This window comes from Shewanella sp. 125m-7, assembly GCF_052977045.1.
The window spans coordinates 31,661-46,407 of the sequence record NZ_JBRILQ010000039.1; the positions used below are offsets into that span (position 1 = coordinate 31,661).

Here is a 14,747-nt window from a genome sequence, read left to right on the forward strand (position 1 = left end):
CCAAAAACGTTAGTCAGTAATTTGCGGTGAAATTTACCTAGGCTCAATGTTACAATTGCGCCTAGGTAACAAACTTTAATGAGAGTGAGCATGTCGATCAATCAAGGGCAAAGTAAGTTAGATAGAGTATTAGCCGAAGCGAGAGAGTATAAAGCCAAGCGCGAGGTTGGGTATCGTGAGCAGGCGCTTAAGCTTTACCCTTGGGTATGTGGCCGTTGTACTCGTGAGTTTAATAATGCCAACCTGCGAGAGTTGACGGTGCATCATCGTGATCATAATCACGATAATAATCCATCAGATGGTTCTAACTGGGAACTCTTATGCCTCTATTGCCATGACAATGAGCATTCTAAGTTTGAAGAGTTGATTCAGTATGGTTCAACCACTGAAAATAAAGTTGAAGCTGCGACGTACAACCCGTTTGCGGATTTGAAGAGCATGCTGAAAAAGTAACATCCCAAGCTTTTTATAAAAAGCTAATTTATAAAAGCCGCTTATAGCGGCTTTTTTGTTTTCAGTTCACAATCGCTAATCCATCTTCTTTAGCAAGTTCCCCTTTATTAGCCTGCAGTAACCATATTGCAAGTTAGTCAGCTTTTTCTTGCTTTAATTTTTGCTCAGCTTCTATCCATTTAGCCCTACTTAGAATGGCGCTATTTTCCCCGCCTTGCATCTTAGCTTTGCGCTCGGCAAGCTTTTGCCAAATTAATGTTTTCTGTTCATCACTTGCTTGCCCCCAACCGACAATTTCATCGATATGGCGATAACAGCCCATGCAGTAATCTTCATCATTTAGGCCGCATTTAGCCACGCAAGGTGAAAGCTTCATAAAGTTAGCCTTGTATTTGTTGTTCGAATTTGCGGCAGATTTTAAGTTAGCTAGAATTAACTTACAAATGAAACTCTTTTATCGGCCTAGAACTTTGTATTGGTAAGCCTAATGCGTATGCGTGCTAATGATCAGTAGCAGACATAGCGATAGGTATTGTTGAAGTCTAGTGCTAGAATTGTTAGTCAATTATTTTTACTATAATATTCAATGAATTGTGTGTTTTTTGGAGGAGTTATGAAAGCGGTGTTTCGCTTTTGTGTGATAGCTGTTGTTGCCGTGCTAACCAGTGCGTGTTCACTGCTTGAAATTAAATTGGAAAGTGGTATTGAGCCGCTGCCAAAAGATCAACTTAATATGCGAGTTTTTAGTCGTGACTTCAGCACCGTTTTCTACAGTCAGATAGAAAGCGCTGCCGATTTAATCGAGCGTAATACCGATAGCATCCCGGTTCAGTCCAACACCTTGATGTGGAAGATTAACGCCGAGCAGAATTTGCAACACACGATTTTCCAAGCATCACCGACCGCGGCCATGGTCGATACATGGGTGTTTACCGAGCAGATGGCGCAGTTCTTTGAAACTGGCGCGGGTAAAAACCTATTTGCCGAGCAGCAACAAGTGGCCATAGATGCCAGTATTAAATTACGTGATCAGTTTGAACGTACGATTAAGAATTTTGGTGCGGAAAACTTCAAAAAGAACCAAGAATTTGTTAAACAATATGTGGCAAGTCACCCCATTAAAGATATGGCGTTTGCGCGGGAATCTGCGTTTACTGACTGGCTTGAGTTTCACCAACTCAGCGAGTTTGATGCCATTACTACTTTTGGTACAGTGCCAGAAGTGATGAGTGATATCTCTGACCGTATGGCGATGATTGCCGAGCAGATGCCAAAAATCTTAGGCTGGAAAGCCGAGCTTTACGCCTTACATTCTAATATTAACGCCGATGAAATTCAGCGTACGCTAACAAATATTAGTGACACCTCGGCTAAGTTTCAGCAGTTAATGGCACAAAGCCCTGAGATGATGCAAGCGTTAGCGGTGGATATGCGTAAAGAATTAACGCCGTTATTAGACAAGCTTAGTGCTAGTACCGATGACAAGCTAAAGCAACTTTCAGTTGAGCGTCAGGCGCTAGAAATTATGGTGAAAAACGAGCGCGTTGCCTTAGAGGCTATGGTTGCCCGTGAGCGCGCTGCTGCAGCGGTAGATTTAGAGCAGATTTCACAAAATGCTATCGAAGTGGTTTTTCAAGAGCTGACTCAAACCCTAAAAAGTCTGATCTTGTACTTTGTACTCTTCCTGCTTGTGGTGTTCTTTGCGCCATTAGGCTTGGGGGTTTGGTTAGGTAAGCGTATGCAAGTTAAAAAGCAAGGTGTGTTAAATCGCCAGACCGAACAAGCCGAACAAAAAGCCTAATCGGATTGAACCGATGACATGTTAAACTAACGAGCACCCAAGGGTGCTCGTTTTTATTGCAGCTTTAAACCTCAGTGTATTGGAACAGTAAATTAGTAAAAAGATGACTATCACTTCAAATCAAAGCTCAGCCTTGAGTCATAGCGGCGAACCTAGCGCAGCGCAGAGACTTAAGCGGATAGACGCGCTGTTAACTCAGAGTCAGCAGTTATGGCGTAGCCGCTCTTTTGAGTGCGACCAACTGCCTTGGAGTGATACCTTTCCAAGTCTAGCTAAAACGGTTTGGCAATTAAGTGATGACTCACTAGAGGCTATTGATGCATGTCAGCAAAGGCTTAACGAGACATTGTTGCCTGCGTTGGTGGCAGATCTACAAGCGCAAGGCCTACAATGGCAGCTTGAATTATTTTCCCAATCGGCTATTGGTCGAGAGACAAAATCAGTAGATGTTCAGCTTGCTCCAAACGCTGAACAAGCCCGTTTACTTGATGAAACAGATGAGTCCCATTTTAGCGCGCATATTAAAGGGCGTAAGTGGCAACAAATTAATGCGTTCGTAGCCACACTGCCTCGTGATGATTCGCCTGTACTTGAGTGGTGCGCTGGCAAAGGCCATTTAGGTCGACTCATTGCCAAAGCCCATCATCGAGAGGTGGTCAGTCTTGAGTGGCAACAAAGCCTATGTGCAGCAGGCGAACAATTTGCGGCAAAGTGGCAATTACCGCAAAGCTTTATTTGTGCTGACGCCTTTGCTGGCCAAAGTGAGCAGTTACATCCAAAACAGCTAGCAGTGGCACTGCATGCCTGTGGTGACTTACATGTAACCTTGCTAAAGCATGCCAGTAACGCCGGCACTAAGCAGTTGGTGATATCACCTTGTTGTTATCATTTAATTCAAGCTAACCACTATCAAGCGTTATCACAGGTGGCACAGGCAAGCGCACTAATCTGCGATGAACCAAAATTAAGCCGGGCCGATCTACAATTGCCTTTGCAGCAAAGCGTTATCGCTAACGATAAGCATAAGGGGTACAGGTTGCAAGAGATGGCTTGGCGCCTAGGGTTTGATGCGTTGCAACGCAAGGTACGTGGTCTTGATGAATATTTACCTGTACCTTCAGTCAAACAAAGCCAGTTAAATGCTGAATTCGCAGATTTTTGTCGCTGGGCGGCAGACGCTAAAGGGGTATGCTTGCCCCTAGATGTTGATTACGATGCTTATCGAGATATTGGTGAGCAACGTCAGCGACTCACTCGACGTATTGATCTCGTGGCTCATTTGTTTAGGGCGTTAATGGAGCAGTGGCTAATACTCGATAGAGTGTGCTTTTTAGAAGAGCAGGGCTACCAAGTAAAGTTGAGTGAATTTTGTTCGAACAGTATTACACCGCGAAATGCGTTAATTCACGCATTTAAATAGTATTTTCTAGCTAGCTTAATTTAATCCTCTCGTAACAAACTGTTTATTAAGTTGTAATTAAGTTAGCTATGATTGAATCAGCGCGAAAAATGAGGCCATTAGCTAAATCAAGTCGATGAGTATTAAGATTAAAACATCTCAGTAATGAGGTTTTTTATTGAATCATCTGCTTTTTCTTGCTCAAATGGCTGGTTAATAATAAATAACTATCTAGATAGGCTGTTATTGGGCCGATCTTGTGAGTGACGATAAGCAGTTTCATGAAATATTCCCGCGTTTTTATTAATAGTATGGCCTATGAGCTAGCGCCTGAAGTTGTATCGACTTCGGAGCTAGAGTCTCGTTTAGCGCCTTTATACCAAAAATTTCGGATTCCAATGGGGCAGCTTGCAGCCTTAACCGGGATCCATGAAAGACGCTGGTGGCCAAAAGGGCACCGTTTATCTGATGGCGCCTTAGCGGCTGCGCACAAAACCATCGCTGAAACCGGCGTGCAGATCAGTGATTTGGGCGCAGTGGTTTACACTGGAGTTTGCCGCGACCAACACGAACCCGCTACGGCTTGCCGTATTGCGGCGGAGCTTGGCGTCTCAAAAGATACGGCCATTTACGATATCAGCAACGCATGTTTAGGTGTGCTATCGGGCATTTTAGATATTGCTAACCGTATTGAGCTTGGTCAGATTAAAGCTGGCCTGGTGGTCTCTTGTGAGTCAGCGCGTCATATCGTTGATATCACCATAGATAAGATGTTGGCAGAACCAACGATGCAAAACTATGCCCAGTCGTTAGCAACCCTAACGGGCGGCTCAGGCGCTGTTGCAGTGCTATTAACCGATGGCAGTTTAAATCTTAAAGGTAATCGCCAACACCAGTTACTCGGTGCGAGTCATTTGTCGGCGCCACAGCATTATGATTTATGCCAGTGGGGGCTTGAAGAAGCGGGCCCGCAGCTGTATCGCGAGTATATGCGCACCAATGGTGTGGCATTGCTAAAAGAAGGTGTTGAGCTTGCGCGTCATACGTGGAGCCATTTTCTTGAGCAACGTAATTGGTTGGTTGAGCAAGTCGATAAAGTGATTTGTCATCAGGTTGGCGCATCGAATCGTCGCAATGTACTGAGTGCCTTAAATATCCCTGAAGAGAAAGAATTTCCAACTTATAAATTGCTTGGCAACATGGGCACGGTTTCCTTGCCTGTTACCGCAGCAATGGCGCATGACCAAGGCTTTTTGAAAAGTGGCGATCAGGTCAGCTTTTTGGGGATCGGCAGTGGTTTGAACTGCATGATGTTAGGTCTTAAGTGGTAAGTCACGATTATCAAGAGCGTAAACGTTCGTGTAAATCATAATGCCTGTAAATTTTACAGGCATTTATCTCTTTAGCTGAATCAGCGTCCGACAAGTATAAGCAAGATGAGGAACCCTCATGCTAGACACTCTGCACCCGTTTAAACGTAATTACCTAGATAGAAACGGCAACAAACTTCAGTACGTAAACGAAGGCCAAGGTGAGCCTGTCGTTATGGTACATGGCAACCCGAGCTGGTCTTTTTATTATCGCAATCTTATTAGCGCGTTAAGTGATAAACATCAGTGTATTGTGCCTGATCATATTGGTTGCGGTTTGTCGGATAAGCCTGACGACAGTGGTTACGACTACACCCTTAAAAACCGTATCGATGATTTAGAAGCCTTACTTGAACACTTAGGTGTAAAAGAAAACATCACTCTTGTAGTGCATGATTGGGGCGGAATGATTGGTATGGGTTACGCTGCGCGCCACCCAGAGCGAATTAAACGTTTAGTCATTCTTAATACCGGCGCGTTTCATCTACCTGAGAGTAAGCCCTTTCCTTGGGCGTTGTCGATTTGTCGTAATACCATGCTTGGCACATTGTTAGTGCGTGGCTTTAATGCGTTTTCATCGGCAGCCTCTTACGTGGGTGTTAAGCGTAAACCTATGCACAAAGACATTCGCGAAGCGTATGTTGCACCATTTAACTCTTGGGCAAACCGCATTTCGACATTGCGCTTTGTGCAAGATATTCCGTTGAAGCCTGGCGATCGTAATTATGAACTCGTGTCAGATATTGCTGCTAGTCTGTCTAAATTCCAAGATGTGCCAACCGTGATCTGCTGGGGCTTGCAGGATTTTGTATTCGATAAGCACTTCTTAGATGAGTGGAAGCAGAGAATGCCCCATGCCAAGGTGCATGAGTTCAGCGATTGTGGTCACTATATTCTTGAAGATGCCAGTGATGAGGTGATAGGTCACATCAAAGACTTTATCGCTGAAACTGAGCTAGAGGCTAAGCCCAAGGCGGAAGCCGTATCGGCAACAAACGATGAGTCGGTAGCGTAATCGCGATGGTGAGTCAGTTTAATCAAAACAATGACGGCGCAAATTTGTGCCGTCATTTAGTTAGTGCCGCAGAAACGAATCCCACTTCTCTTGCCGTTGCTGTGCAGCAATCTAATGGTAAAGCCGTGAGCGGCCTGCATTATCAAGAGATGGATTTTCACACTCTGAACGCCAAAAGTGATGAGCTCGCTAACGCGCTGCTGCATTACGGCTTAGCTCCGGGTATGAAAGCTGTGTTGATGGTGACGCCAAGTATCGACTTTTTCAGCTTAACGTTCGCGCTGTTTAAGGCGGGTATCGTGCCTATTTTGGTTGACCCCGGCATGGGCGTTAAAAATCTTAAGCAGTGTTTTGAAGAGGCTAAGCCCGATGTGTTTATTGGGATCCCCAAAGCCCATATTGCTCGGCGCCTATTTGGCTGGGGTAAATCCAGCGTTAAGTATCTAATTAATGTTGGTGGTTCGCCGCTTATTCGCGCGTTGACCGGAGCGGTTAGTGTCGAGACGATATTGGCTAATGCGGGCTCCTTGACGGCGGACAAGCCGTTTAAGATGCAGTGGCTTGATGAAGATGCCATGGCAGCAATTTTGTTTACCAGCGGCAGTACAGGCACGCCTAAAGGTGTGGTGTATTCGCACAAGATGTTTGAGGCGCAAATTAGCGCGCTTAAAAATGACTATGCGATTAAATCTGGTGAGCGCGATTTAGCCACTTTTCCACTATTTTCATTGTTTGGCCCCGCATTAGGTATGGCATCAATTGTGCCCGATATGGATGCCAGTAAGCCGATTACCGCAAATCCTGCTTTTATTTTTGCTGCAATAGAGAAGTATCAGTGTAGCAATATGTTTGTAAACCCAGCCTTGATTGAACGCTTAGGACAAGCGGGTGAAGCTAACAAACACAAACTGCCTAGTATTAAGCGTGTGATCTCCGCCGGCGCTCCCGCAACGATTGCATCGATCAAACGCTTTAGCTTAATGCTTAATCAAGACGTTGAAGTGCTCAATTCATACGGCGCGACCGAATCGTTACCCATAAGTAAAATGGCGAGCAGTGCTCTGTTCGATACCACCGCTGTCACCGATAACGGCGGCGGAATTTGTGTCGGCAACGCCATTGATGGCGTTGATATTGCAATCATAGCGATTGATGAGCAGCCGATTGCACATTGGCACAACAGCTTAGCCTTGCCCGTTGATGCCATAGGCGAAATTGTCGTCAAAGGGCCTATGGTTAGCCGCAGTTATTATCAGCGCGATAGCGCAACCCAAGTGGCAAAAATTCAAGATGGTGACAATATTCGCCATCGTATGGGCGACTTAGGCTATCTAGATAGTGATGGCTTACTGTGGATGTGTGGCCGTAAGGCGCATAGAGTCGACGCAGATGCTTTACCTGCAACCAATAACCAGACTAAACGTTATTACTCTATTCCCTGCGAACGCATTTTTAATACTCATAGCGACGTAAAGCGCAGTGCATTAGTGGCTGTTAAGGTGGCGGGGAAGGTGACGCCGTTAATCTGTATCGAGCTCAGACAGTCAGTAGCCTGCTCACTATCTGGTGTGCTTTATAGTGAGCTTAGAGCGATTGCCGAGCAACATGCGCAGACTCAAGGTATTGAGCGTTTTCTTATTCATGCAGACTTTCCCGTTGATATTCGTCATAACGCTAAGATTTTTAGAGAGAAGCTAGCAGTTTGGGCGCAAAAACAAATTAAGGAATAGTGTACTTTGTCCAATGTAATCGATACGCCTAGTCTGAATGATTTTTTACCCCAAGAGCAGGCCGCGCTGTTAGCGCTTAAGCAACAGGTTAATCGCGCCTTTGTTACTGGAGCGGGGGGCTTCTTAGGTAAAGCCATTTGTGAGCGTCTACTCGCTGCGGGTATTAAAGTCACCGGGTTTGCCCGCGGAGCATATCCGGCATTAGATGCAATGGGCGTGGATATGATCAAAGGTGATATCGCTGACGAGCCGGCAGTGTTAACGGCTATGCAAGGCTGTGATGTGGTGTTTCACGTGGCCTCAAAGGCTGGGGTCTGGGGCAGTAAACAAAGCTACTTCTCACCTAATGTCGACGGTGCCCACCACATTATCGATGCTTGTAAAAAGTGTAATATTGAACGTCTGGTTTACACCAGCACGCCAAGTGTCACCTTTGCAGGGGAAGATGAAGCAGGCAATGATGAATCCGCACCTTATGCTAAGCAGTTTCTTAACTATTATGGTGAATCGAAGGCGATAGCAGAGCAGATGATGCTGAGCGCTAACGGTGAAAAGCTTGATAATGGTAAACACTTAGGCACCACCGCCTTAAGGCCTCACTTAATCTGGGGCCCAAACGATCCGCATCTCGTCCCACGAGTGCTTGAACGTGCAGTAGCAGGTAAATTGAAGCTGGTGGGCAAGCAAGACAAGCTAGTCGATACCATCTATGTGGGCAATGCAGCTTACGCTCATATCTTGGCCGCAGTTAAACTTTGCAGTGAAGATGCGAGTCGTGCCGCTTGTGCTGGTAAAGCCTATTATTTGAGTAACGATGAGCCGATCACTATGGCGGCGATGCTAAACAAAATCCTCGCCTGCCAAGGGTTTGCACCAGTGACAAAGCGAGTGCCCAGTCATGTAGCCTATATCGCAGGATGCGTGCTTGAGTCTGTTTATGGTTTATTGGGTAAAACAGATGAACCCATTATGACGCGTTTTGTCGCGCGTCAGCTTTCAACCAGTCATTACTTTGATATTAGCGCGGCTAAAAACGATCTCGGCTACAGTGCCTTAGTGAGTATTGATGAAGGGATGAAGCGACTTAAGACCTCTTTACAATAAACAAGAGCAGAATAAAACCTAACTGGAGGCTGGTTAAGACTCACTTCTGATAAAAAAAACAGCAATTTATTTGCTGTTTTTTTTATGGTAAGAGTACGATTTGTCATATTCTAAAATGATAAACATGAGGATATTATGCTGAACGCAAGCTGTGACTGTGGTCCACTATCGTTAATTGTATAAGGTGAGCCGCAGCGTATATCCATTTGCCACTGTCATACTTGTCAAAAGCGCACTGGTAGCGTATTTCCATACAAGCCCGATATCTGCTAAGTAAGGTTACTTTTGACGGTTCTAGTCAGTATTATCAACATATTGGCGATGAACTCACAACCATTAGTGACCTATTTCGCCCTAATTGTGGCGGCACTTTGTGGTTCACTATGGATATTATGGCCGATTTTATAGCAGTACCCGTTGGTAACTTTGCGGGTGAGATCAGCGTAGAAAATCCAATCTCAACCCCGACCATTTCTGTTTATACCGAATGATGTCAAAAATGGGTTAAGCTTGAAGGGATTGAAGTGGTTTTTGATTAGAATTTTGTGGCCAGAGCTTTATCCTGTAACTATCGCAGCTCAGTTGTATTGAATTATCAATAGGTCGACAAACTATAAAAGGAATTAAAACTTGTTTATCAAAACGCTATTAAAGTTGATGCCCATTATATCGTTAGGTGCTTTTATTGCATTTCCTGCCAGCGGGGCTGAAAATCCATTTATGGGTAGTTGGAAGCTTGTGTCAGGTAAATATCTAGACGGTAAGGGTAACTGGGTTGATTATGCCGATCTGAAACTCAGTGCAATTAAGGTAATCACTGCTAACCACTTTAGCTTTACCACTATTAAAAACACCGGTACCGATAAAAAGCCTGTCAATGAGTTTTGGGCTGCAGCTACTGGGAGCTATGAGTATACGGCGACAGATTATATTGAGTTTCCAGAGCTTAATTCATTTGGGGTAAAGCCTGGTGTGTCATTTGCCTTTACCTATGAGCTTGAAGGTCGTGAGTGGCGTACTAAACGCACCGAAGAGGGGCAATTGAAAGAGCTGGAAGTCTGGTTCAAACTAGACTAAAACTAGAGCAGAACTAGAGCAGAGATAACTTCAATTCCAAATGGAACAAAGTGGCTCAAAATCCAGTTCAACATAGTTGCTTTAGAATCGTTAATAATGAGAGTGAACCTAAGGATAAGGAGTGGAACGTGAGTCAAAAAACCAATAGAGATATTGAGAAAGGTTACACCAATGCCGAGTTCGCCGCCAAACTTAGGCGTCTTGCCGATTCACTTGAGTCAGGGGACAAATTTGAAATTCAAATTGCAGGTGAACGAGTCTATGTTCCTGTTCGTGCTGAGTATAGCGTTGAACACGAACGAGGTGACTTAGAAGAAGAAATTGAATTTCAGATCAAGTGGTCACATGCATAACTGAATATGTATTTCGATTAGGGCAGTACACAGATATTAAGCACACAATTATTTCAATGCTATGTCTGAGGCCTGCCGCAATCACCCGTCTGTAAGTATTAGAGGGTTTCCTCTTTACCAAAGGCCTCATGGTAGGCAATCATAAAGTCTTCTCGAATATGCTGTTCTAGATGTATCGCTTGCTCGGTTGGGCAGAAAATCATGATATGAACATTTTGCTCACCATTAGCGCCGCTATTAATATGGATATGTGGCTCTGGTCCAGGCAAATCGACACCTGCGTGTTTTTCAATAATGCCATTATAGCGTTTAGCCACCTCATAAAAGTCTTCACAGTGGGCTTCAATCTTCTCAAAAAGCTCAGGAAACAGCGGATATAAGTTATAAAATTCCACCACAGTGATATGAAAGTCATGGTAGACATAACGCTTCATGAAATTAAGGTTCTTGACCGCATAGCTGAAAAACATACTATTAGGCAGGGTGGCTGTTTTACCTGTGAAGTGATACTGACCGTGGTATAGATCAATTTCTTGAATAACAGTCGCCATGAGGTTGTGTTCAATCACTTCGCCACATATTTTACCTACTTCAATCCAATCGCCAATCACAAATGAGCGTGAACTGGCTCTTTGTATCGAGCCGGTAAAACAGAGAATAATCTCTTTTGAGGCCACAACAAACGCAATCGCAATCGCGGTAACCGACAGGGCAAATTTATTGATTTCTGTTTGCCACAGCATAAACAAAATGACAAGGATTAAGATAAAAGTGAAGTTTTTAGTGCGGGACATCCACTTGCGCTGAATTTCAGTGAGAAACGCCACATCACCGCGAATTTGCGAAATGATTAAGCGCTTAATCATTGAAATTAAGACGATGACGAGGACTGTAAGTAACAGTTTATGGTTTAATAAAAAATCGACCACGAGTGTTAGTTTTTCCACAAAGCCCTCTTTTGGATTTCAATTAAAATAAAACGTTCGCAGAGTCATCACTGTAAGGTAGTGATTTATTAATACTAATCTACAGCATTATAAGCAATATTATCGTGTTATGGCGATAGCCTGACTAAAACAAGCGGTTTTTATAGCTTAAGATCACACGAATGCTTTCTATCACTTAAATGATAACGCCGCCAATACCCCTCATGCGAAGGGATTGACGTTTTGGTTATTATAAACCGTTGTGATACTGGCTCACTGTTGATTGCGGCACCATACGATTAAGCGTGTCGACGACCTGAGATTCGCCCTGCAATAGCTGCTCAAATTGCTCTATGATCGCCACTTTATCGGGGGCGGTTTTATCACCTAAACCGATATTGGTCAGATCAATCATAAAGCCATCGAATAGATGAGCAAGATCATTAATAATCTCAGTATTTAAAAACTGATCTTGATTGTAAATACTTGGATAGCCCGCTTTTTGCTTATCAATCGCAAAATTATCACCTTTAAGATTGGTAATGCTTGTCGATTTATCGCATGACAACATACAGCCATTATCGATACGGGGTTTTTCACAACCAACACTCTGTTGGAAGAAACACTGCCTACTGGCCATCAATAGAATAGGATGGTAAATGCTGTAGAACATTTTAAAGTTTGCTGGGCGAGCAATGTGCTTTATCTGCTGCAGGTTTATCTCATTTGAGACAAAGGCACCACTACAATCAAACTGCTCCTGTAATGCAAGTAACGCATAGGAGTTAGTCGTGTTTAAAAACGGCCCTGCAATCCACTTAATACCTAGCTCGTATGCTCGGTAGGCAATACCGGTATTATTGGTCACTATCAGTGCCGGTTTAACTTGCTCTAATAGGTTGATGGCCACATCAAAGTCTTTACCAATTAATACCGATGGAAACCAAGGGATGAGTCGTGGATTAGCTTTTAAGAAATCAACATATTGAGTGCAACCCCGCTTGTAAGCATCAGGAAGCTTAAAGTAAATGTCGGCGTCGCAGGCATCGAGTAGCGCTGTATCGGCCTCATCACAGATTAATATCGACAGTTTTGCTTGCTGGCTAGGTATTGGCTTTGGATGATTAACCAGTTTAGGCAGTTCAACTGTGGGCAATACTGGCGTTTCATGGTTGAGTTGAAATTGTATCTGTTTTTTAAGCACGCTCAGTTCTTTAAACGGGATACTTAACCCTGCCACTAAGTCGTCGATATTGAGTTGTTGCAGATTAAATTCGGCATTGTTTAAACTTTTAAAACGTTTCTCAATGGCGCTACTATCGATACACGCATCGTCACTGTTGACCAGTAAGCTGCGTGATTGCACCACAAAATGTTTTGCCTCAAGCTGGGTTTGTCCCACAACAAAGTCTTTGGTGCTAACGCTAATGGTCAGTGGACTACCGAGCTTGCCTGCAAAGGCGAGCGTTAGCGGTAGCTTCTCAATGCTTAAGTGTTTTATTTTATCGGTCACGCTTGCCTGGATATGGCTTTTTTCGACTTGCAGTGCTTGCTCAGCATCGTGGATCTGCACCACCGAGATGGATTGACTGCCGTTGTTAGTTAACTTGTCTTTTAGATGGTTTTTCGAGTGATCACGAGGATTATCGATAAACATCGATTGGTTTAAATCGCCTTTTAAGAAGGCGTTAGTCAAATCTCGATTAAATACTTTATAAAGGCGTTCGCCATCTTCGAGTAGCTCACCTGTGGCTAAGTAGCCGTCTATTTGTTTTCGGAAGCTATCTATCACGGTATGGACGTAACTCGCGCCTTTGATGCGTCCTTCAACCTTAAATGAATGCACTCCCGCTTCAATTAATGCGGGGAGGTCGAAAAAGGCCGAGTTATCTTTTATGTTTAGCGGGAAGTTATTGCCCGATGGCGTGGTTTGATACTCTTCACGGCATGCTTGGCTGCATCGACCGCGATTGCCAGAGTTACCGACACTTGCTGAGGTGGAATAGCATAAACCTGAGAAAGCAATGCACAAGGAGCCGTGTACAAACACCTCTGTGGTAATGTCGTGCTCACGACCGGTTGCAGTGAGCGCCGTGATCTCACGTAAGTTAAGTTCTCTTGATAAGTTTACCCGTGACGCGCCAAGCTTTTTAAGGAAAGGCAGTTGGCCAGCATTATGGGTGGTTAACTGCGTGGATGCATGGATTGCTAAGCTCGGGAAATGCTTGGTAAGCAGGTGGAACATACCGATGTCTTGCACGATAACACCATCTAAGGTGGTATTAACTAGGCGACTTAATAGCTTAGCGAGAGACTTAAACTCTTGCTCTAAGATAACGATATTTAACGTGAGAAATATTTCACATTGGTATTGGTGTGCAAGTCTAATAATGCCAACCAGTTCTTCAAAGGAAATATTAGCGGCGCGGTTACGGGCGTTAAACGTATCTAAGCCACAATAAACAGCATCGGCTCCTGCAATAATGGCCGCTTTTATCGCATCGACATCACCACCTGGGGCTAATAATTCAATTTTCGGATCCATGGTTACCACTTGTTGTCATAAATTTAGGGGGGATGTTACCCGTATATTTTGCGAATGAATATCGTTAAAGTAAATTATTCGCATTTGCTAATAGAGCTCTGCAAGTCACAATGGATAAAAGCATGCAATTACCCGTACTCTACTCGTTAAGAAATTGCCCGTACGCAATGCGTGCAAGACTGGCTATCTATGCCTCGGGGCTGCAGGTTGAGTTGCGGGATCTCGTCTTAAGTAATAAGCCGCTTGAACTTCTTCAAGCATCACCTAAAGGCACAGTGCCGGTTTTGGTACAAGCAGATGGTAAGGTTATCGAACAGAGCCTTGAGGTGATGCTGTGGGCATTAACCTTAAGTGATCCAGATGACCATCTCGATAACACAGATCCACAAGCATTAGATGAGATGCTCGCGCTTATCACGGTTTTTGATACGGAGTTTAAAGTTTGCTTAGAGAAGTATCGTTGCTCAAAACGCTACCATGAAGCTTCTCTTATTGAAGATAGAGAGGCCTGTGAAACCTATTTAAAGGGGCTTGAACAACGATTAACCCAACACAAGTATTTAATCTCAGATAGCCCCAGTTTGGTTGATTTAGCCTTGTTACCTTTTATACGCCAGTTTGCTCGGGTCGAGCGCCAATGGTATCGGCAATCACCTTATCCCAATGTGAGGGATTGGCTTAATAGTTATTTACAAAGTCGAATGTTTAGCAAAGTAATGACTCAGCATCCATTATGGCTAGAAACAGGGGAAGGGATAGTGTTTAGCGCTAATGATTTGTAAAGCAATTCAAAGCGTTTAATCAAAAGCACGTTTTTAAGAGCCTTTTGTTGCTAGTTAACGAATATTAACTGAAACTTAAATCTGTTGAGTTATAATGAGTGTCTAACATTAATGAAGCCATTAATGTAGCCATTAATGTAGCCATTAATGTAGCCATTAATGTAGCCATTAATGTAGCCATTAATGTAGCCA

At 43.9% G+C, this 14,747-nt stretch carries 13 protein-coding genes and 1 pseudogene; 11 read left to right on the forward strand and 3 right to left on the reverse strand.

Annotated features, from left to right (window positions below):
- The first annotated feature begins 90 nt into the window (after positions 1 to 90).
- Positions 91 to 453, forward strand: coding sequence for a YajD family HNH nuclease (locus ACVBIL_RS16275; protein ID WP_447168001.1), 363 nt, complete (start codon positions 91 to 93; stop codon positions 451 to 453).
- 133 nt (positions 454 to 586) lie between these two features.
- On the opposite strand, the gene ACVBIL_RS16280 is transcribed toward ACVBIL_RS16275, so the two are convergent.
- Positions 587 to 829: a DUF1289 domain-containing protein gene (locus ACVBIL_RS16280; protein ID WP_447168002.1), complete on the reverse strand. Its 243-nt coding sequence runs from the start codon at positions 827 to 829 to the stop codon at positions 587 to 589.
- Between the two features lie 237 nt (positions 830 to 1,066).
- Between ACVBIL_RS16280 and ACVBIL_RS16285 the strand changes: the two genes are divergently transcribed.
- The 9 genes and pseudogenes from ACVBIL_RS16285 (at position 1,067) to ACVBIL_RS16325 (ending at position 10,302) form a co-directional block, all read left to right on the forward strand.
- Complete coding sequence (locus ACVBIL_RS16285; RefSeq protein WP_447168003.1) at positions 1,067 to 2,254, forward strand: chemotaxis protein; 1,188 nt, start codon at positions 1,067 to 1,069, stop codon at positions 2,252 to 2,254.
- Between the two features lie 103 nt (positions 2,255 to 2,357).
- Complete coding sequence (locus ACVBIL_RS16290; RefSeq protein ID WP_447168004.1) at positions 2,358 to 3,674, forward strand: methyltransferase; 1,317 nt, start codon at positions 2,358 to 2,360, stop codon at positions 3,672 to 3,674.
- A gap of 260 nt (positions 3,675 to 3,934) precedes the next feature.
- Complete coding sequence (locus ACVBIL_RS16295; RefSeq protein WP_447168005.1) at positions 3,935 to 4,984, forward strand: 3-oxoacyl-ACP synthase III; 1,050 nt, start codon at positions 3,935 to 3,937, stop codon at positions 4,982 to 4,984.
- 118 nt (positions 4,985 to 5,102) lie between these two features.
- A complete protein-coding gene (locus ACVBIL_RS16300; protein ID WP_447168006.1) occupies positions 5,103 to 6,038 on the forward strand; it encodes an alpha/beta fold hydrolase in 936 nt (311 codons plus the stop codon).
- Positions 6,039 to 6,043: 5 nt separating this feature from the next.
- Positions 6,044 to 7,768, forward strand: a complete 1,725-nt coding sequence (gene oleC, locus ACVBIL_RS16305; RefSeq protein ID WP_447168007.1) for an olefin beta-lactone synthetase — start codon at positions 6,044 to 6,046, stop codon at positions 7,766 to 7,768.
- Between the two features lie 6 nt (positions 7,769 to 7,774).
- Complete coding sequence (gene oleD / locus ACVBIL_RS16310) at positions 7,775 to 8,872, forward strand: 2-alkyl-3-oxoalkanoate reductase (protein ID WP_447168008.1); 1,098 nt, start codon at positions 7,775 to 7,777, stop codon at positions 8,870 to 8,872.
- A gap of 192 nt (positions 8,873 to 9,064) precedes the next feature.
- Positions 9,065 to 9,145 (forward strand): annotated as a pseudogene (locus ACVBIL_RS16315) (hypothetical protein); the annotation flags it as partial.
- Positions 9,146 to 9,502: 357 nt separating this feature from the next.
- Complete coding sequence (locus tag ACVBIL_RS16320) at positions 9,503 to 9,949, forward strand: hypothetical protein (protein ID WP_447168009.1); 447 nt, start codon at positions 9,503 to 9,505, stop codon at positions 9,947 to 9,949.
- Between the two features lie 128 nt (positions 9,950 to 10,077).
- Entirely contained in the window at positions 10,078 to 10,302 is a 225-nt protein-coding gene (locus tag ACVBIL_RS16325) for an amphi-Trp domain-containing protein (protein WP_447168010.1), read from the forward strand.
- Positions 10,303 to 10,400: 98 nt separating this feature from the next.
- On the opposite strand, the gene ACVBIL_RS16330 is transcribed toward ACVBIL_RS16325, so the two are convergent.
- Both ACVBIL_RS16330 and ACVBIL_RS16335 read right to left on the reverse strand, forming a co-directional pair.
- Entirely contained in the window at positions 10,401 to 11,249 is an 849-nt protein-coding gene (locus tag ACVBIL_RS16330; protein WP_447168011.1) for a mechanosensitive ion channel family protein, read from the reverse strand.
- A 229-nt stretch (positions 11,250 to 11,478) separates the two neighbouring features.
- Entirely contained in the window at positions 11,479 to 13,773 is a 2,295-nt protein-coding gene (locus ACVBIL_RS16335; RefSeq protein ID WP_447168012.1) for a DUF3656 domain-containing U32 family peptidase, read from the reverse strand.
- Between the two features lie 122 nt (positions 13,774 to 13,895).
- Between ACVBIL_RS16335 and ACVBIL_RS16340 the strand changes: the two genes are divergently transcribed.
- A complete protein-coding gene (locus tag ACVBIL_RS16340) occupies positions 13,896 to 14,555 on the forward strand; it encodes a glutathione S-transferase (protein WP_447168013.1) in 660 nt (219 codons plus the stop codon).
- Positions 14,556 to 14,747 lie beyond the last annotated feature (192 nt).